Origin of the sequence: Corynebacterium sp. ACRPQ (genome assembly GCF_022347225.1) — a bacterium.
Lineage (GTDB): Bacteria > Actinomycetota > Actinomycetes > Mycobacteriales > Mycobacteriaceae > Corynebacterium > Corynebacterium tuberculostearicum_D.
Map to the genome: position 1 here is coordinate 12,858 of NZ_JAKRNF010000001.1, position 18,492 is coordinate 31,349.

At 57.3% G+C, this 18,492-nt stretch carries 16 protein-coding genes, 1 tRNA gene and 1 pseudogene; 9 read left to right on the top strand and 9 right to left on the bottom strand.

The features are described 5' to 3' along the window. Nucleotides 1-29 precede the first annotated feature (29 nt). Together MHY24_RS00075 and MHY24_RS00080 are read left to right on the top strand one after the other, a co-directional pair. Nucleotides 30-1,433 (top strand): NCS2 family permease, encoded by a 1,404-nt coding sequence (locus tag MHY24_RS00075; RefSeq protein ID WP_239227937.1) that lies wholly within the window; start codon nt 30-32, stop codon nt 1,431-1,433. Between the two features lie 9 nt (nt 1,434-1,442). Beyond that, on the top strand, nt 1,443-2,249 hold the full coding sequence (locus tag MHY24_RS00080; RefSeq protein ID WP_239227938.1) for an RNA methyltransferase: 807 nt from the start codon (nt 1,443-1,445) through the stop codon (nt 2,247-2,249). Here the strand turns inward: MHY24_RS00080 and MHY24_RS00085 are convergent. From MHY24_RS00085 to serC, 3 genes are all read right to left on the bottom strand, one after another. Beyond that, a complete protein-coding gene (locus tag MHY24_RS00085) occupies nt 2,210-3,040 on the bottom strand; it encodes a hypothetical protein (RefSeq protein WP_179386196.1) in 831 nt (276 codons plus the stop codon). The genes MHY24_RS00080 and MHY24_RS00085 overlap by 40 nt on opposite strands. Before the next feature lie 2 nt (nt 3,041-3,042). Then, nucleotides 3,043-3,918, bottom strand: coding sequence for a septation protein SepH (gene sepH / locus MHY24_RS00090; RefSeq protein ID WP_239227939.1), 876 nt, complete (start codon nt 3,916-3,918; stop codon nt 3,043-3,045). A gap of 112 nt (nt 3,919-4,030) precedes the next feature. After that, nucleotides 4,031-5,149, bottom strand: a complete 1,119-nt coding sequence (serC, locus tag MHY24_RS00095; RefSeq protein WP_239227940.1) for a phosphoserine transaminase — start codon at nt 5,147-5,149, stop codon at nt 4,031-4,033. A gap of 160 nt (nt 5,150-5,309) precedes the next feature. Between serC and MHY24_RS00100 the strand changes: the two genes are divergently transcribed. From MHY24_RS00100 to MHY24_RS00125, 6 genes are all read left to right on the top strand, one after another. After that, nucleotides 5,310-6,602, top strand: a complete 1,293-nt coding sequence (locus MHY24_RS00100; RefSeq protein WP_239227941.1) for a citrate synthase — start codon at nt 5,310-5,312, stop codon at nt 6,600-6,602. Nucleotides 6,603-6,724: 122 nt separating this feature from the next. Continuing rightward, complete coding sequence (locus MHY24_RS00105) at nt 6,725-7,084, top strand: FKBP-type peptidyl-prolyl cis-trans isomerase (protein ID WP_005323855.1); 360 nt, start codon at nt 6,725-6,727, stop codon at nt 7,082-7,084. 69 nt (nt 7,085-7,153) lie between these two features. Beyond that, nucleotides 7,154-8,017, top strand: coding sequence for an aldo/keto reductase (locus tag MHY24_RS00110; RefSeq protein ID WP_005323853.1), 864 nt, complete (start codon nt 7,154-7,156; stop codon nt 8,015-8,017). Between the two features lie 290 nt (nt 8,018-8,307). Beyond that, entirely contained in the window at nt 8,308-8,655 is a 348-nt protein-coding gene (locus MHY24_RS00115) for a DUF485 domain-containing protein (RefSeq protein WP_239227942.1), read from the top strand. Continuing rightward, on the top strand, nt 8,655-10,298 hold the full coding sequence (locus tag MHY24_RS00120) for a cation acetate symporter (protein ID WP_239227943.1): 1,644 nt from the start codon (nt 8,655-8,657) through the stop codon (nt 10,296-10,298). Before MHY24_RS00115 ends, MHY24_RS00120 begins: the two co-directional genes overlap by 1 nt. 39 nt (nt 10,299-10,337) lie before the next feature. Then, on the top strand, nt 10,338-11,360 hold the full coding sequence (locus MHY24_RS00125; RefSeq protein ID WP_239227944.1) for a hypothetical protein: 1,023 nt from the start codon (nt 10,338-10,340) through the stop codon (nt 11,358-11,360). A gap of 2 nt (nt 11,361-11,362) precedes the next feature. On the opposite strand, the gene MHY24_RS00130 is transcribed toward MHY24_RS00125, so the two are convergent. The 5 genes from MHY24_RS00130 to MHY24_RS00150 all read right to left on the bottom strand — a co-directional run bounded on the left by MHY24_RS00130 (nt 11,363) and on the right by MHY24_RS00150 (nt 15,819). Further along, nucleotides 11,363-12,355, bottom strand: coding sequence for a DUF1906 domain-containing protein (locus MHY24_RS00130; RefSeq protein WP_239227945.1), 993 nt, complete (start codon nt 12,353-12,355; stop codon nt 11,363-11,365). Between the two features lie 112 nt (nt 12,356-12,467). Further along, nucleotides 12,468-12,896 carry an OsmC family protein gene (locus MHY24_RS00135; protein WP_239227946.1) on the bottom strand — a complete coding sequence of 143 codons (429 nt, stop codon included), beginning with the start codon at nt 12,894-12,896 and terminating at the stop codon, nt 12,468-12,470. A 38-nt stretch (nt 12,897-12,934) separates the two neighbouring features. Further along, a complete protein-coding gene (locus tag MHY24_RS00140) occupies nt 12,935-13,873 on the bottom strand; it encodes a restriction endonuclease (protein WP_239227947.1) in 939 nt (312 codons plus the stop codon). A gap of 267 nt (nt 13,874-14,140) precedes the next feature. Continuing rightward, nucleotides 14,141-14,416 (bottom strand): transposase, encoded by a 276-nt coding sequence (locus tag MHY24_RS00145; protein ID WP_239227948.1) that lies wholly within the window; start codon nt 14,414-14,416, stop codon nt 14,141-14,143. A gap of 362 nt (nt 14,417-14,778) precedes the next feature. After that, nucleotides 14,779-15,819: a DUF3039 domain-containing protein gene (locus tag MHY24_RS00150; protein WP_239227949.1), complete on the bottom strand. Its 1,041-nt coding sequence runs from the start codon at nt 15,817-15,819 to the stop codon at nt 14,779-14,781. 815 nt (nt 15,820-16,634) lie between these two features. Between MHY24_RS00150 and MHY24_RS00155 the strand changes: the two are divergent. Then, nucleotides 16,635-17,828 (top strand): annotated as a pseudogene (locus MHY24_RS00155) (IS481 family transposase). Between the two features lie 552 nt (nt 17,829-18,380). Here the strand turns inward: MHY24_RS00155 and MHY24_RS00160 are convergent. Further along, nucleotides 18,381-18,456, bottom strand: a tRNA-Arg gene (locus tag MHY24_RS00160). Nucleotides 18,457-18,492 lie beyond the last annotated feature (36 nt).

Genomic DNA, 18,492 nt, shown 5'->3' on the forward strand with positions numbered 1-18,492 from the left:
AGACTCGCTGTACGTGAAAGGCGCAGGCGTTGAAAGCCACTCTCGATCGCTACTTCCATATCTCTGAACGTGGTTCCTCCATCGGAACCGAGCTACGCGCGGGAACGGTCTCGTTCTTCGCCATGGCCTATATCATCCTCTTGAACCCGCTCATCCTCGGCACTACCGAGGACGCGGAAGGCTATGCGCTGGGCGTGCCACAGGTCGCCGCCGCCACCGCGTTGGTGGCCGGCGTCATGTCCATCCTCTTCGGCGCCATTGCCAAGTATCCCTTCGCCATGGCCGCAGGCCTGGGCATGAATACCTTCGTGGGCGTGAGCATGGTTGCCACCAGCGGGCTGACCTGGCAAGAATCCATGGGCCTGGTGGTCATCGAGGGCATTATCATCGTCCTGCTGGCCATCTCCGGTTTCCGCACCGCCGTCTTTGACGCCATCCCGCAGTCCATGAAGGCGGCGATGGGCGTGGGCATCGGCATGTTCATCGCCATGATCGGCCTCGTGGATGGCGGCTTTGTCACCCGCGTGCCGGACGCCGCGCACACCACCGTCCCGGTGAGCCTGGGCATTAATGGTTCGATTTCTACCTGGCCGGCGCTGGTCTTTGTCATCGGCCTCATTATCTGTTCCTTCATGGTCATCCGGAACGTGCCGGGCGGGCTTTTTATCGCCATCGTGCTTACCACCATCATCGCGTTTATTATCCAGGTGTTTACCGGCTCCGAGGACTGGGGCATGGCCGCGCCCGTGAAGCCGGAGGCGCTCGGCGGCATTCCGGATCTGTCCATCGTGGGCGATGTGAACCTGGTGGGCGCCTTTACCAAGATCGGCGTGGTCTCTACGGTGCTGCTGATTTTCACTCTATTGCTGACCAACTTCTTTGATGCGATGGGCACCATGACCGGCCTGGGCAAGCAGGGCAAGCTTGTCGACGCCGACGGCAACCTCCCCGATATGAAAAAGGCCCTCGTCGTCGAAGGCTTCGGCGCCGTGGCCGGCGGCCTGGGCTCTGCTTCTTCCAATACCGTCTTTGCGGATTCCTCCGCCGGCATTGCCGATGGCGCCCGTACGGGCCTGGCCAACCTCATGACCGGCGTGCTGTTCCTCGCCGCGATGTTCTTAACTCCGCTCTATGAGATCGTGCCCATCGAGGCCGCCTCTCCGGTTTTGGTCATCGTCGGCGTAATGATGGCCGCGCAGCTGACCGAGATCCGCTGGACCAAGATGGAGATCGCCATCCCCGCCTTCCTCACTATCGTGACCATGCCGTTTACCTATTCCATTGCCAACGGCATCGGCGTGGGCTTCATCTCCTTCGCGCTCATGTCTACCTTCGCCGGCAAGGCCAAGGACGTGCACTGGATCATGTGGCTCTTGGCTGGCCTCTTCGTGATTTTCTTTGGCATGGATCCGATTTCCAATGCCATCGGCTAGCCTAAGGGCATGCTGATTACTGACCCCGCAGACCCTCGCCTGGACGATATTCGGAACCTCAACAAATCCGATAAGTCCGGCGAGGGTCTCGTCATTGCTGAGGGCCCGCTGGTGGTCTCCCGGCTGGCCGAGTCCCGGTTTCCCATGCGCTGCCTCGTGGGCTTTCCCAAGAAGGTAGAGGCCTATATTTCCGAGTACGGCGAACCAGAGTGCCCCATCTACGAGGTTTCTCGCGAGACCCTAGCGGAGGTGGCCGGTTTCGATATGCACCGCGGGCTGGTCGCCGCTGCGGACCGCGCCCCTGAGCCGGAGGTGAGCGAGATCGTGGACTCCGCCCAGACCATCGCCGTGCTCGAGGGCGTGGGCGATCATGAAAATATCGGCGCCATTTTCCGCCATGCCGCCGGCATGGGGGTAGACGCGGTGTTGCTCGGCTCCGGTGCGGCGGATCCGCTCTACCGGCGCTCGGTGCGCGTGTCCATGGGGCACGTGCTGCGCTTGCCCTTTGCCCATTTAGAAGGCGGGTTTACTACCTGGCAGCGTTCCTTGCAGGCGCTTGCCGACGCCTCCTTTACCCTCATTTCCCTAACCCCCAACCCCGAAGCGGTGCACTTGGCCGAGGCCATGCATGGCCTGGATAAGGTGGCGATGCTCGTTGGCGCGGAGGGCCCCGGGCTTACCGAACACGCAATGAAGGCCACCGATATACGCGCACGCATACCGATGGCCCCTGGCACCGATTCTCTTAATGTGGCGACCGCCGCCGCCATTTCCTTTTATGAGCGCCAGCGCTCCTTGAGCGACTTAAACGTCTGAGCGCTCCAATTGCCAATGAGCGATCCCAAGTGCTTGGCGGTGGAGATGATTTCCTCGCCGGTGGATTCCGGCTCGGCGCTGTGGTCCTCGTAGTCGTCATAGTCGTTCAGGCCCAGCTTATTGGCCGACTGCGCGGCTAGTTCCCCCACGGTGCGCTTGGGCTTCGGCGGGTCGATCTTTGGCTCTGGGCGGCCGTCGACCGCGTAGCCCACAACGTCTAGGTCCGGGCCATCGTGACCGACCTCGATGTCGAGCCAGTACTCCTGGGCTGCTTCCATGATGCCCTGCGGCTCGAAAGGCAGGGAGATTCCGCCCAGCGGCTCATACTTTTCGCCTGCCCAGTAGGGCGCCTCGAAGGGCTCGGGCAGGCCGGTGTCCTCGTAGAGGTGCTCGCGGGTAGCGCACAGGCAACGCTTGAGATCGCCGCCCTCCCACAGGGCAAAGCCGGCGTAGCCTTCTTTCTCGTTGCTCGCCAGCGCAATGACGCGCTGGGCGGGCACCGCATTAAGGAGCGTGTCCGGCAGCTGGGACAGAAGAACAGAATCCCCCTCGCAGACCGTTTGCACCACGGTGATGCCGGGGTAGCCGCCGATGTAGTACTCGTTCGGGTCCGTTTGTGCGGAGCGGTTGAGCGGGAATTGCCCAATCGGCGTGACCGGGAAGGTCGGATCCAGCTGGGCGAGGAATTTCCGCCCAAAGCCGCGATCCGCCTTGGGCTCGGTCTTCAACACCTCTTCCGCATTGGGCTGAGAGATGTACCAGAGAGTAAGTACTGCGTGAGAGATGTCCACGATTAGTCCCTAGGGCGCTTGGTATTGGAGCGAACGCCGAGCAGCACGTCCTCCCAATGTGGGGTGACGGCCTTGCGGCGGCGCTTGGTGGGCTTTTCTTCTGGCGAGGGGTTTTGCAAGAACTCCTCTTCCTCCGGCTCTTCCGGAGGGGTGGTCGGCGCGGTGAGGTCCGTGACGTTGCTGGGCTGGTCGCCATCGATAGCTTCGTCATAGCGGCCGCTGCCCAGCGAGGTCAGCGAGCGCACCGGCTGCACGAAATCCGGGTCCGTCAGGTCCGCGGCCACTGAGTTACGCGCCTCCACCGTGGCAGGCGAGGACATGGACTGCTTGAAGTACCACTCGGCCTCGTTCTCGGACAGGCCGGCCTTCCACGTGACGCGCACGATCCAGGACTCGCCCTGGTGGCGGTAGGCGTCCCAGGTGGACTCGGAGAGCGAGTGTCCACGGGCGGCAAAGGCGGTGGCCAGAACCTCCCACAAGGTGAGCTTTGCCGGCCCGTCCTCGCGGACAGGGTGGGCCTGCTTGGCAATCTCCGCGATGCGGTTGCGCTCTAGCATGACCGGGTAGGCGAAGGGCTCGATGCGAGATTCGGTCACGCCCATTTCTTCCGCCAGCTCCGCCGCAGAGGCGCCGGCGCGGATGCGGTTTTGGATCTCCGCCGGGCGGATCTTTATCTCTTCCACCGGTTCCGGTTTGGTGGGCTTGGCCAGGCTGATGGCCGGAGCCGCCGGTTCCTCTTCCGGGGTTTCCTCCTGCTCGCCCTGCAGGGCCTCACGCAGCTCATCGGTGATGGAGAGGAAAAACTCTTCGCCGTCTTCGGTGCGCAGCACCAAAGAGGTTTCGGTCGACTCGCTGTCAACTGGGAACAGCTCGCGCATAATAGGGCGCTCCTTTTGCCTATCGACGGCGGACATATCTGTGATGCATTCAACTATAACGTGAAAATGCCCCGCGGCCTGCGAGGCGGCGGGGCATGTTGGGTGAGATGCGTTATTTCGCATCCAAGACGTAGTCGATGCATTGGGTCAGCTTGGCGATATCGGCCGGATCGATGGCCGGGAACATGCCGATGCGCAGTTGGTTGCGACCCAGCTTGCGGTACGGCTCCACGTCCAGGATGCCGTTGGCGCGCAGGGTAGCGGCGAGCGCTGCGGCATCGACGGACTCTGCGAAGTCGATGGTGCCTACCACGAGCGAGCGGGACGCAGGCTCCGCGACGAAGGGAGTGGCCTCCGGGCGGGATTCGGCCCAGCGATACAGCGTGGTGGAGGATTCGGTAGTGCGCTCAACCATGCCGTCCAGGCCGCCGTTGGCATTCATCCACTGGACCTGGTTATTCAGCATGAGCAGGGTAGCGATTGCCGGGGTGTTATAAGTCTGGTTCTTGCGCGAGTTCTCTACCGCGGTCTGCAGGTTGAGGAAGTTGGGGATATAGCGCTCGGAGGCGTTGATTTTCTCAATCCGCTCCAGCGCGGCGGGGGACATGGCGGCGAGCCACAGGCCGCCGTCGGAAGCAAAGCACTTTTGCGGCGAGAAGTAATAGACGTCCGTATCGGATATGTGCACGGGCAGGCCGCCCGCGCCGGAGGTGGCGTCCACGACCACCAGCTGCTGATCATTGCGGGGGTGCGGGCGGGTGACTTCTGCCATCGCGCCGGTGGAGGTTTCATTGTGTGCCCAAGCGACGACGTCCGCCTCTGCAGAAAGTTCGCGTGGGTCGGGCGCGGTGCCCGCGGGGGACTCCACGATGGAGGGGGCATCGAGCCAGGGTGCACCCGCAGCGGCCTTGGCAAATTTAGTGGAAAACTCACCAAAGGTGAGGTGGGCGGAGTGGCGCTCGATGAGTCCGAAGGCGGCAGCATCCCAGAAGGCGGTGGCGCCGCCTAGGGAAAGGATAATCTCGTAGCCCTCTGGTAGGGAGAAGAGATCGCTTAAGCCTTCCCGCACCGAACCTACGAGGTTCTTTACTGCCGGCTGGCGGTGAGAGGTGCCCATGATCGCGGGGTCAATGGCCGCAAGCTGGGCGGGGCGAACCTTGGAGGGGCCGCAGCCAAAGCGGCCGTCGGCAGGCAGGAGGTCGGCAGGCAGCGTAAGTTCGGGTGTACTCATGCAAGTCAGTGTAGAACAGTTCCGGTCGAACGGCAGTTATTTTAGTCGGCCAAATCCTGTTGGCGGCGTCACAAAGTTTGCTAAAGTGTGAAGAGGTATCAAGCTAGCTTCCTTAAGTTAGTGCTTAATAGTGACTCTTCACATAGAGAAAGGAACTTCCGTGGCTTCTGAAGACAACAAGGTAGTGCTCCAGTACCCAGGCGGCGAGTACGAGATGGACATCAAGCAGTCCACCGAGGGCGACTCCGGCTTTGACATTTCCAAGCTCCGTAACGAGACCGGGCTCGTTACCTTCGACCCTGGTTATACCTCCACCGGTTCCACCGAGTCCAAGATCACCTTCATTAACGGTGAAGAGGGCATCCTGCGCCACCGCGGTTACGATATCGCGGACCTGGCGGAAAACGCTTCCTTTAACGAGGTTTCCTATCTGCTGATCAAGGGTCATCTGCCAAACGAGGAAGAGCTCAGCCACTTTAACCGCGAAATCCGCCACCACACCCTGTTGGATGAGGACTTCAAGGCCGCGTTCAATATCTTCCCGCGCAACGCGCACCCAATGGCCGTGCTGGCTTCCTCCCTTAACATTCTTTCCGCGTACTACCAGGACCAGCTCAACCCGCTGGACCCGGAGCAGCTGGATAAGGCCACCGTCCGCCTGCTGGCTAAGGTTCCAATGCTGGCTGCGTATGCTTACCGCGCGTCTCAGGGCAAGCCTTATATGTACCCGGACAATAGCCTGAACGCCCGCGAGAACTTCCTGCGCATGATGTTCGGTTACCCCACCGAGGAGTACGAGGTGGACCCGGTTGTAGCTAAGGCGCTGGATAAGCTGCTCATTCTGCACGCTGACCACGAGCAGAACTGCTCCACCTCCACCGTGCGCATGATTGGTTCCGCTCAGGCCAATATGTTCGTCTCCATCGCCGGCGGCATTAACGCCCTGTCCGGTCCGCTGCACGGCGGCGCAAACCAGGCCGTTCTGGAGATGCTGGAAGATATCCAGAACAACCACGATGGTGACGCTACCGACTTCATGAACCGCGTGAAGAATAAGGAAAAGGGCGTTCGCCTCATGGGCTTTGGTCACCGCGTGTACAAGAACTACGACCCACGCGCGGCAATCGTCAAAGAGACTGCCCACGAGATCATCGATCACTTGGGCGGCGACCCAATGCTGGATCTGGCCATGAAGCTGGAAGACATTGCGCTGAATGATGACTACTTTGTCTCCCGCAAGCTCTACCCGAACGTGGACTTCTACACCGGCCTGATCTACCGCGCCATGGGCTTCCCGACGGACTTCTTTACCGTCCTCTTCGCCATCGGCCGCCTGCCGGGCTGGATTGCACAGTACCGCGAGCAGCTGGAGATCAACACCAAGATCAACCGTCCGCGCCAGATTTACACCGGCGAGTCCCTGCGTAAGGTCACCCCGCGTAGCGAGCGTTAAAGCGCTCCGCGGTCAGCCTAATTAAGCCGAATCGGGTGGTAGCACCTATAATAGGTGCAGCTCGGTTCGGTTTTTAATGCGACCGCACGAACAAACTAGATTTCCCAAGGAGAATAATCCCCATGGATAAGCCTGTTATTGAAGCCCAGTCTGGCCCAGCGCCGACCGACCTTGTCGTAGAAGACATCGTCGTCGGCGACGGTGCTGAGGCGCAGCCTGGTGCCGTAGTGGAGGTCCACTACGTCGGCGCTGAATACGAGACCAACCAAGAATTCGATTCCTCGTGGGACCGTGGCCAGTCCATCGAGTTCCCGCTGACCGGTCTCATCGCCGGCTGGCAAGAGGGCATTCCGGGAATGAAGGTGGGCGGTCGCCGCAAGCTCATCATTCCGCCGGAAAAGGCCTACGGTCCCGCAGGTGGTGCGCACCCGCTGTCCGGCCGCACCTTGGTCTTCATTATTGACCTCATCCGCGCCGACTAAAAGCGCTTAGCTCCAGGGTTCGCCCTGGGGTTTCGTCGTTTTCGGCGCGGTCAGAAAAACTGCGGCACAATGGAGGGCATGACTGTGCCAACCGTAACTTTCAATGATGACCGCGAAATGCCCCAGCTGGGCTTGGGTACGTACAAGCTATATGACGAGGAATGCATCCGCGTCATCCGCGAGGCCATCGATTTGGGCTACCGCCACTTCGATACCGCTACGCTCTACAAGAACGAAGAGGCGGTAGGCACCGCCCTGAAGCAGGCAATGGATGCCGGCGACGTCACCCGCGATGAGCTCTTTATTACCTCCAAGGTGTGGCACTCCCACCAGGGTGAGCACAAGGTGGAAGAGGCATTCCAGCAGTCGCTTAAGGATCTGCAGCTGGACTACCTCGACCTGTATCTTATCCACTGGCCGTGGCCGCAGGGCGGCCTGTACAACGAGACTTTTGAGGCTATCGCCCGCCTGCAGGGCATGGGTCAGATTGCGTCCATCGGTGTGGCCAATTTCTACGAGGACGTGCTCAAGGACCTCATTTCCACCACCGGCATTTCTCCGGTGCTCAACCAGGTGGAGATCCACCCGGGCTTTACCCAGTCCAGCTTGCGCGCCTTCCATCACGATAATGACATCGTCACCGAGGCATGGGCCCCGCTGGCGCGCGGCGTTGTGCTCAATAACCCCGTGATTGAGCAGGCTGCTGCTGACCACGAGGCGACCGAGGGGCAGGTTGTGCTGTCGTACCTCATGTCTAAGGGCATCTCCGTCATCCCGAAGTCCGCGCGCACCGAGCGCCTGAAGGAAAACTTGGCCGCCACCGAGCTGGAGCTCACGGCAGAGGAAGTATCCGCCATCGACGCCCTTGAGGGCCAGGAGGGCTTTGGCCGTATGTTCAATGACCCGCGCGAATTCCCGGGCAACGAAGAGTAGCGTCAACCACAGATTAAGCCCCCTCACGGGGGCTTTTTCTTTTGCCAAGCGGCTGTTAACAATCTTTACAGGGGGTAAAAAATTCTTCCTTCGGGGGTAGTTTGCTAAAGATGTTATTCCAGTTCAGTGAAGCCTATGGGGTTGAAAGGGTGGGGGAGTGGAAGGTTTTCTTGGCAGAGTTTACAACCTTGCAGAAAATGTTCTGTAACTTACAGATCAACGTGGATAGTGAGCAGTGACACACTATCTCGTGTGACCTAAGTTCCTCTCACCCAAGGAGACGATGCTCTATGAGTGACGTAGCTGCAACTCCTGTCTCGCGCCGTGAACCCACCGGTAGCGAGTTCATCGCGATGCGCGACTCCGCCAAATTCGGCGAGCTGCGCCGCACCTACCGGAGTTTTACCTTCCCTATGACCGTGGCCTTCTTCGTGTGGTACGTGGTCTACGTTCTTGCCGCCGTGTTTGCCCCAGGCTTCATGGCAACCGAGCTCGGCGGCGGCTGGAACATCGGCCTAGTCTTCGGCCTTGCCCAGTTCCTCACCACCTTCATCATCACGTGGATTTACGTGAAATATGCCAATAAGAATATCGAGCCAAAGTCGGCCGCTATCCGTGAAGAGTTGGAGGCCATGTAATGACTACCACCATCCTCGCCGCCGAGTCTTCCGCAGGCAATCCCATCCTGAATATCTCCATCTTCGGTATCTTCCTCTTGGTCACCATGGCGGTGGTGTTGCGTGCTGGAAAGACCACGAAGAAGGCTTCGGACTTCTATACCGGAGGCGGTAGCTTCTCCGGCCGCCAGAACGGCTTGGCCATTTCTGGTGACTACCTCTCCGCCGCCTCCTTCCTGGGCATCGTTGGCGCTGTCGCGCTTAACGGCTATGACGGCTTCTTGTACTCGGTGGGCTTCTTCGTTGCTTGGTTGGTAGCACTCATGCTCGTCGCTGAGCCCATGCGTAACGTCGGCCGCTTCACTATGGCCGACGTCTTGTCTTTCCGTTTGAAGCAGAGGCCTGTACGTGTGGCGGCGTCTATCGCCACCCTCTTTGTCACGCTCTTCTATCTCATCGCGCAGATGGCCGGCGCCGGCTCCTTGGTGGCCGTGCTGCTGGATATCCACGATTTCAAGTGGCAAGCGCTCGTGGTGGGCGTCGTGGGTGTGCTCATGATTGTCTATGTTCTGGTCGGCGGCATGAAGGGCACCACCTACGTGCAGATGATCAAGGCCGTACTGCTGGTAGCCGGCGTGGTGATCATGTGCTTCTTGGTCTTTATCGCCCTGCGCGGCGGATTTAGCACTCTGTTCAATAACGCCATTGATATGCACGCCGCCTCTGAACAGATTAAGGAGAAGGGCTATGAAGCTAAAGACATCATGGCCCCAGGCCTGAAATATGGTGCTACCACCGCCACCAAGCTGGATTTCATCTCCTTGGGCATTTCGCTGGTGCTTGGTGTGGGCGGCCTGCCGCACGTGCTGATGCGCTTTTATACCGTGCCAACCGCCACCGAGGCTCGCCGCTCCGTTACCTGGGCGATTGTTATCATCGGTGCCTTCTACCTTATGACCCTGGTCCTGGGGTACGGTGCCGCCGCCCTGGTTGGTCCGGATCGCATCCTCTCCGCGCCGGGCGGCGCCAATGCCGCAGCACCGCTGCTCGCGCTGGAGATTGGCGGCTCTATCTTCATGGCGATTATTTCCGCTGTCGCCTTCGCTACCGTGCTCGCCGTGGTTGCCGGCCTAGCCATTACCGCCTCTGCTTCGATTGCGCACGATATCTATCACGCGGTGATCCGCAATGGTGAGTCCACCGAGGCCGAGCAGGTCCGCGTCTCCCAAGCCACCGTGGTGGTCCTTGGCATCGTCTCCATCATCCTGGGCATCCTAGCCATGACCCAGAACGTGGCCTTCCTGGTTTCCTTGGCCTTTGCGGTTGCGGCTTCTGCCAACCTGCCGACTATCCTATACTCCCTCTACTGGCGCCGCTTTAATACCGCGGGCGCAGTGGCCTCCATGTACACCGGCGTGGTGTCTTGCCTGGTGCTCATCTTCTTCTCCCCGGCGGTCTCTGGTTCTGAGACCTCCATGTTCCCCGGTGCGGACTGGGCTATCTTCCCGCTTTCCTCGCCGGGATTGGTATCCATTCCGCTGTCCTTCTTTGTTGGTTGGTTGGTCTCCGTCATGACCAAGCCAGACGACTTGGAAGAGCTTTCTGCAGAGATGGAAGTCCGCTCGCTTACCGGCGTAGGCGTGGAGGCACCCGTGCAGCATTAATTGCTTGGATAGTGCATAGAACCGGTAATGTGGTTGGACGTGCTTAGAACGTCTGTGACCCGCAAGGCGGCATCAGTGAAAGCTGGTGCCGCTTTGGCTGTATGCATGCTCGCCTTGACCACCACCGCGTGCAGCAATAGCGAGCGTGAAAGCGACGCGCTTGCCGACGCCCCCTTAAAAGCAACAGACACCAACCGCGACGTCCCACCGGAAACCAATGAGTTCCTGGAGGGCGATGAGGGTCATTCAATTACCTATATCCGCCTGCACGATGGCATGCACATGGGCTCTGCCTCGGAGCACGAGGCCCGCCCGGCGCTAAGCCTTATCAAGCTCTATATCGCCACCTACGTGATGGAAAAGGGCGAGTACGAGGACAAATATGAGGCGCTGGATATGATCGCTAGCTCCTCTGATAAGTCCGCCGAGGACCTCTTTGATAAGTACCCGGATTCCATCGACACGATTGCCGATGAATTCAATCTCGAATCCACCAAGGCCGGCGAGCAGTGGGGCTACTCGCAAACCTCCACGTATGACGTCGCCAGCTTCATCTCGCAGCTCATCGACCGCGATGAAACCCACCCGGTGCTTGTAGCCATGGCGCATGCCGATCCCATCTCTGAGGATGGCTACCGACAGGATTACGGCACCGCCAAGCTTTCTAACGTGGTAGGCAGCAAGTGGGGCTGGTCCAATGACAAGTCCATCAACTCCTCGGTCTCCTTTGGTGAGAACTTCGTCGCCGCGGCCTCCATCACCGGCTCATCCGATGACCTCACCGACTACGTCAAGGACGAGGTGACGGGTAAGAATCTGGGCAAGGCCACCGAGCGGTTCCTCAAGTACAAAGACGGCGAGGACGTCCCACCGATCGAGACCTCCACCTCGGAGACCCCTACAACCTCCTCGAACAAGAAGAACAAGGACGAGAGATCCGGCAAGGGCAAGAAGGAAAAGTCCTCGTCCAAGGAACCCACCAGCGAATCCACCACGTCCAAAAAGAAGTCCGCAGACAACAAGAAGGGCTCGGAGAAAACCTCCGAGCCCTCTAAGAAGTAGTTCTACCGCGCCTTAGCAACCGTCTCTGCGACGATCTTCGCTAGCTGGCGAATCTGATCATTGCTCAGCGTCTTGCCATTAAAGGTCACGCCATTAGCGGTGACCTGCGGCAGCTCTGGTAGCTCTGGGTGCGTGCTCTGCAGCTGCGAGCTCAGCTGATTGACCAGGTCGGACGAGCCATTGCTCGGGGCCTTGGTCTGCGGCTCGGGCTGTGGCTGTGGTTTCTTGGTGGTCGGCTTCTTTGTCGGTGCAGGAGCCGCGGACTTGCCTGGCGTCCACTGGCCCCAGTCTTCGGCGTAGACCTCATTGACGTCAACGATGACGCCGCCAATGGTCTGCTGCTTGCCGTGCGGCAGCTGGTGGATAGTGGTGCGCGGGTGAATCTTGCCGTTGGATCCCCAGTCATGCATCCAGAAGTACTTGCCGATGCCATCCTGGATCGCCCACTCAATAGTGTTGTAGTTGCCATAGATGCCCGTCTGGTAGCCGGCCAGTTCCAGCGTCTTGGAAAATGCCTGCAGGTAGGGGCGGATTTGGCGGGTGTACTGCTCGCGGGTGGGGTTATCGTCGATCGCGATGTAGATCGGGCGATTGGTGGGGCCGCCTGCCTTCTTGTGCAGCGCAATTGCCTTCGGTGCGTGGATTGCCGCACCTGCTGCGCCCTGTTTCCAATCCGCGGTTTCCGCGCGGCCGAATTGGTAGACCGACGCAGTGGGCAGTCCTGCTGCCGCATTGGCCTTAGTCTCTTTAAGGGTTACGGGCTTACCGGTCATCCACGCGGCGCCGGGGCGCTTATCGGAGACGTAGCGAATCGCGCCCATATGGCCGGCATTCTTAATTGCTTGCGGGGAAGGTACGCCGGCGGAGAAATCAATGATGGTGCCGCGCACCGGTCCGAGCGCCGCTGCACTCGGTGCGGCAGCGCCGATGGCGCCTGCGGTTAGGGCGAGAGCGCCAGCCTTAAAAAGGCCGCGACGGGAGAAAGATGGTGACATGTTGAGCTCCTGCAGTAATCACATTTGTCACAGTAGTTAATAATTGCACCATAGCAGGGGTTCGAAGCTATCTCCGCAGCGAAACCGCATGTCGCAGATTTACACCGAGGAGCTATTTCGAGTCGTTGCTGAACTTCACCCGCGTGGGGTTCTCAACCGTGCGCGATACCGTGCAGTCCTTCTCGTGGGAGATGCGAATCAGGTTGTCCACCAGCTTGCGCGCTTGGTTGCCCTCCGGCGTATCTGGGAACGACAGATCGAAGCCCACACGCACCTCCGACAGACGCGATGCTCCATCTTCGCTTACACGGTCACCTTCCACGTGCACATCAAACGCCTTTGGTTCCGTGCGCCGAGACGTTACAACGTCCACGTCCACTGCGGAACACCCCGCGACAGCAGCTAGCAAGAGTTCAACAGGGGAGAGGAGTCCCTCACCACTGCCAAATTCAATGCTTGCTCCCGCTGAATTGGTAGCTCGGTATTGGGCGGTGTCGATGCGGGTGAGGTCTACTGCGTATCGCTTGGTGATGTCGGCCATCGGTAGTTATAGCTTTCAGTCGGCGGAGTGAGATTTGGCTATTCAAATTTGTCGAACCATTTACGACCAACTGTAGGCCGGAGGTTCACGCCCGATTCGCCATCTGAACGGATTAGCTCGGCGAGACGGTCACCGCTTATGAGATCTACCGTTGGCACTGTCGAGGTAGCAGCTTTACGGGCAGGGTCCGTGAACCGACTAAGGGTAACTAGAATCGCGCGTTCAGCACCTTTTGTTTGTGCGTCTCGTTGGAAGAGCGCGACGGTTTCTCGGCCAATTGGTTTACCTTCTGGGGCATACCGCTTGATTTGTACTGCAACACGGGAGGAGAGTACGGGGCTCAATGGTGCGGTACCAATTGCGTCGACACCTTCGTCTCCAGAACCGCCTGTGTGCTGTAATTGGAGTCCCTGCCGGCGTAGAAGATAAATAATGAACTTTTCAAAGCCTTCGGGCGGAAGTTGGTGAAGACGGTCGAGCAGTTGGCTCTTCCAGTCACTTTCTTTTTCTTCTTCATTAGAGTCCGAAATAATATCTTCATCCGGCAGCTCTTCGTTTGGCGCAGCTATATGTTGTTCTTCTAGCTTCTTTTGCTTTCGCTTGGCCCGAAAAGCCTGGCGGTCAAGATCTTTAACTTGAGCAAGTGCTTCTTCGTCGGCAAGCTTTAGAATTTTTTCGCCTACTTCTGTAAGTAGGTACATTCCCTGCGCTGGCTGTTCAACAGAGCCGATGCGCTTTGCGGTAGACCGTCCCCAAGCTATTCGGCTCATCAACACCGAGTCTTTGGGGCGGTTAGGAAAAGCGATTTGAAGCAGTGATTCTGAGTCGGGGAGAATCTCAAGAACGGCTTCATTAACCTCATTCGTTTTTCCTGAGCCTCCAAGCTCATTTACCGCTTTTAGGATCGGAAGTACGAGCTCTTGGTGGGTTGGCATACCTTGCTCGGTGAAAGAAACATTGTGTTCGAGAGAGTCCATAGAGTTCATTATTTCAGAAACACGGAGTGAAACTCAGGGTTGCTAACTTCAAAAGATGAAATTGCCAAAGGGGATTGGCAAAACTCGGGACACTTTAAATAACGGCATCAGAAAACATCTTTAACCTGCGATTGTCACGGGTCTAGGCCCATTTATAAAACGAGGAACGATTCAGCTTTAAAACGTGACACATCCGCTTAACCGAGTATTCAGTTCGGTGGTCATAGACAAACTGGAATCGGAGCACCAGTAAGTCTCTTCGGCAAATTATTTGGTGGCCTTACGCAGGATGTCGCGTTCTTCGCGCAGTTTTGCGTTCTCTTTTTCTAGTTGGCGGATCCGTTCGGAATCATTCGCCGTTTGGACTTTCTCACGCACGGCATTAATGCGGGCACGTTCTCCGGTGCCGTATTTCTTGACCCAAGAATGCAGCGAGGCACGGTTGATACCGAGCTCTGCTGATGCTGAGTTAAGCGAGAGGGCCTCATTGTTTTCATGGAGAGCCGCCACATCGCTTTTGAACTGTTCGAAGTACCTGGACATGGTGGTAGACTACCCTTCTTCCCAGCCCGACTGGGCTGGATATCAGGTGTCCGCCAAATAGGGGTCCGGCCCAGTTCCTATTAGCAGTTTGAATATGTCACTGTTTTCGGCTGTACCACCCCCGGATCATTTTCAGACAGGCAAAGGCATAAGCCATTCCGAAACCAGAGACTAGTTCACTGTCTTATTGGACGGCGTGAACGAATATAAACATAGCCCGCCCAATCGGGTGGACAGGGTACGAACCTTCGGCGCCCTGAAGTGGACCTGCTAACAACGTAATGGGGCATAGAGAATTTGGGGCTAATGCGCGCAGTATCTCCTCTTTCGTCCCCGGTAGGTGGGCTATCTACGCCACCGTTCTAGCCCTCCTTTGCATTCTGCAACAGGTTGTGGACGGCGATGCACCGAGGGCACGGAGCGAGGTTGTGGTGATCCTGCCGGGGAACAAACGTCGTTCCGCAAAGAGCGAACACCGGTTCACCGAAAGCTGTTGCGTCTGCTACTGACCTGATGTGGGACCCATTCTCAACCTGGCTCACGTAGTGGTGTTTCGTACCAGGTTTGAACCATGCCGGCGGCTTGGCGCTGTGATGACGATCCAAGACCGTTCCCAAACCCACTTCCTCGTTAAATTCGAGAACAAACTGGGGGGTGCCGCTAGGCGTTAAATCATCTTTGGACCATGACTGTTCGTCATCATAAATTGCGGCTGCGACAGTTTCGATACCGAGTAGACAAAGGGCTTGAAGTCGCTGATCAAAAACCTGCTCTTGAACAACCTCGATGCCCAAGTATTCTTCTCCGCCAAGTGAGATAAGACGGACTGAAACTTCAGGCAAAGATTGGGGGGTTATACTTTTGTCGAGATGCTGAACTATCTCGTCCAGGTTGATCTGAAATGTGGGATCACCGTTTAATCGTAGTGAATGGGAACTGTCGATCTTCGTCAGAACGGACGATACTTGCTCGTATAGTCCAAGCCGCCACTCCAATAGTCGATTTGCCTTGATGTCCCCAGTTCTCGAGGCATAGTCACTTTTGTTGGGGAGCCACCACCCATTTTCTGCCCTACATCGCCTCATAAATTGTTGATAGAAATCATCCCGATCTCGGCCTTTACGCTTGCCCGCTGCAACGATCCACACTTGACTTTCCGCGTCAATGTAAGCAATTCCTCTGAACCGAGAAACCTTAATTTTGTAGCACGTTGGTTTGACACTACTGATTTTCTCGGGGGCTTTTGACGGGTCTCGATCTTGCGGAAATAGTTCGATAGCGCGATCTACGACTGGATGATTTACATGGTGTGTCGCGTCACCAATAGGGCCGTTGTCATCCCAGTTGTCCAGCCCTAGGTCTTCGAGCGCGCAGCGGATTGTTAGTCGTGGGGGCAGATACATTTTTGGGGTAAGTCTATGCCCCAATTGCAGATGAAGCTTGCTCTACCAGTCGCCCTTGGTGGGCAGCGTGGAGGGCGAAAACTTCACGGCTTCTAATACTTCCCTCAAGGCGGCCCATGACTGATGACGTATCGATCTTAACCCCACTGTCAGTTGTCATCGTCTTCAGCTTCCCGTCTCGACCCAGCAGTCGGACGTGAAGTTTGCTGAGTCCGAGGATAGTGGCGGCAGCGTCGAGGTCGATCCAAGATGGGAGATTTGCGGTCCCATGCTTGAAAGAAACGGCAGTGGCAGCAGCTGCTCCATCAACCCCCGATTCCGCCGTGCGTTCAAGGACGTCGGAAGTGGTCAGTGATGATTCAACTTGATAAGCTTCGCCTTCCATCTCTGCGCCCCTTCCTCATCTCGACGGACAACGTGCTATTTACTATAACCGTATGAGCTAAAAAAGGAGAATCGCTACCCCCGTTTCGAGTAAGAATTTCGGGTATCGACACTTCAGAAAAATCTTTTACTTGAGATTTCCGTACTGAGAAGATTCAAACGTGATGCTGTGGCCGTGTCTTTCCAGATGCTTGATTTACGGGGCTTCTGGGGCAGCTGAAAACGAAAAATCTCGAGACATCAACCGGAACGATGTCTCGAGACTTCACATGGTGCCCCAGAGTGTGTCTGAGTTCATGACATATTTGACAGTCTGTGCCTGAGGGAACCGTCGTGATGCTTGACAGATCAGCCGCGACATATTTGACGCTTAGGGCTACCTTACCGTGTCGGGTGATGCTTGACTGGTGAGTCGGGACATGTTTGACACTATGAACAGTCCTAACCGCAATATGGCCATTGTCCGAGCAGTCCGTGAGCAAAAGCGCAGCCCGTCAAAGGTAGCTAAGCAATTTGGTATTTCCCGGCAGCGCGTCTATCAAATCCTCAACGCTTTCGACGCCGGCGGTGCCAAGGCTGTCGCGCCGAAATCACGTGCCCCACACACCCATCCACAGGCCGTGCCAGATAAGTTGCGGGCAGAAATTGTTACTATCCGTCGTCAACTAACGCGTCATGGGCTTGATGCAGGACCCGAGACTATTGCTTTTCACCTTGAAAGAGACGGAAAACGCAGCCCGTCTACGTCTACGATTCGACGCATCTTGGCCAAAGAGGGACTTATCATCCCGGAGCCGAAAAAGAAGCCTAAAAGCTCATTTATCCGCTTTGAAGCAGCCATGCCCAATGAATGCTGGCAGGCAGACATCACCCATATCTTCCTAGCCGATGGCACCAGGGTTGACGTCCTAGATTTCCTCGATGACCACTCGCGCTACCTCTTATCGATTACCGCTGCCAGCTCTTTTGCAGGCCCACAAGTAGCTGCTGAGCTTACTCGATTGATAACAACCTATGGTCCGCCAGCATCGACGCTTACAGATAACGGGTTAGTCTTTACTGCCCGCTTAGCTGGGCGTAAAGGCGGACGAAATGCTTTTGAAAAAGTCTTGAGTACGTACAAAATTCAGCAGAAAAACGGCCGCCCAGGCCACCCGCAAACGCAAGGGAAAATTGAGAGATTCCACCAAACACTCAAAAAATGGATCACGGCCAGACCACCCGCGAAAACTATAGGTGAACTGCAAGAACAACTAGATGAATTTCGCGACTACTACAACATTCACCGCCCTCACCGAGTGCTTGGCAGGCGCAGCCCGCACCACAGCTACACGACAGGACCCAAAGCCAGCCCAGGTGATAACCCAAAGCAAGAATGGCGCACCAGAAACGACATTGTCTGGGACAACGGCAAAGTCACTGTGCGTTACGCTGGCAAGCTTTTCCACTTAGGCATCGGTAGAGCCTTTAAGTGACAAAAAGTCCTCATGGTCATAGCCGACAATCACGTCATCACATCACTAGCCGAAACCGGCGAAGTGATCACCGAGCACTACATCGACACAGCCCGCGACTATCAAAGGCCCTACTGGAAACAAGGAGACCCGCCCCAAGCCACGAAATAAAAGAAACCGGCACTCCAGAACAAAAAGCAACTGAGATGCCGGTTTGTTAACGATGTCGCGACTCATCTGTCAAACATGTCGCGACTCATGACAATTTGTGCGCCCGGAGGTGTCTGAGTTCATGACATATTTGACAGTCTGTGCCTGAGGGAATCGTCGTGATGCTTGACAGGTGAGCCGCGACATATTTGACGCTTAGGGCTACCTTACCGTGTCGGGTGATGCTTGACTGGTGAGTCGGGACATGTTTGACACTATGAACAGTCCTAACCGCAATATGGCCATCGTCAAAGCTGTACGCCAATCCGGTGGCGTCGAAATAGAGTGCGGCCATTCAGGGCCTAAGGCACCTTCTAGAGCCCAAGAGGGAAAGGGCTCCGCCCGTCAGACGTAGGTGTTCTTACGGCGTCTTGGTACTGCTGCTTGGAACGATGCGCCCTGGCACTGCTCGCCTGATCGAAGAAACCGGCACCCCAGAACAAAAAGCAACTGGAATGCCGGTTTGTTAACGATGTCGCGACTCATCTGTCAAACATGTCGCGACTCATGACATGGTGCCCCAGAGTGGATTCGAACCACCGACACCGGCTTTAGGAGAGCCGTGCTCTATCCCCTGAGCTACTGGGGCGGGGTTGCGTGTGCAACTTGGCTAATCATAGCAGTG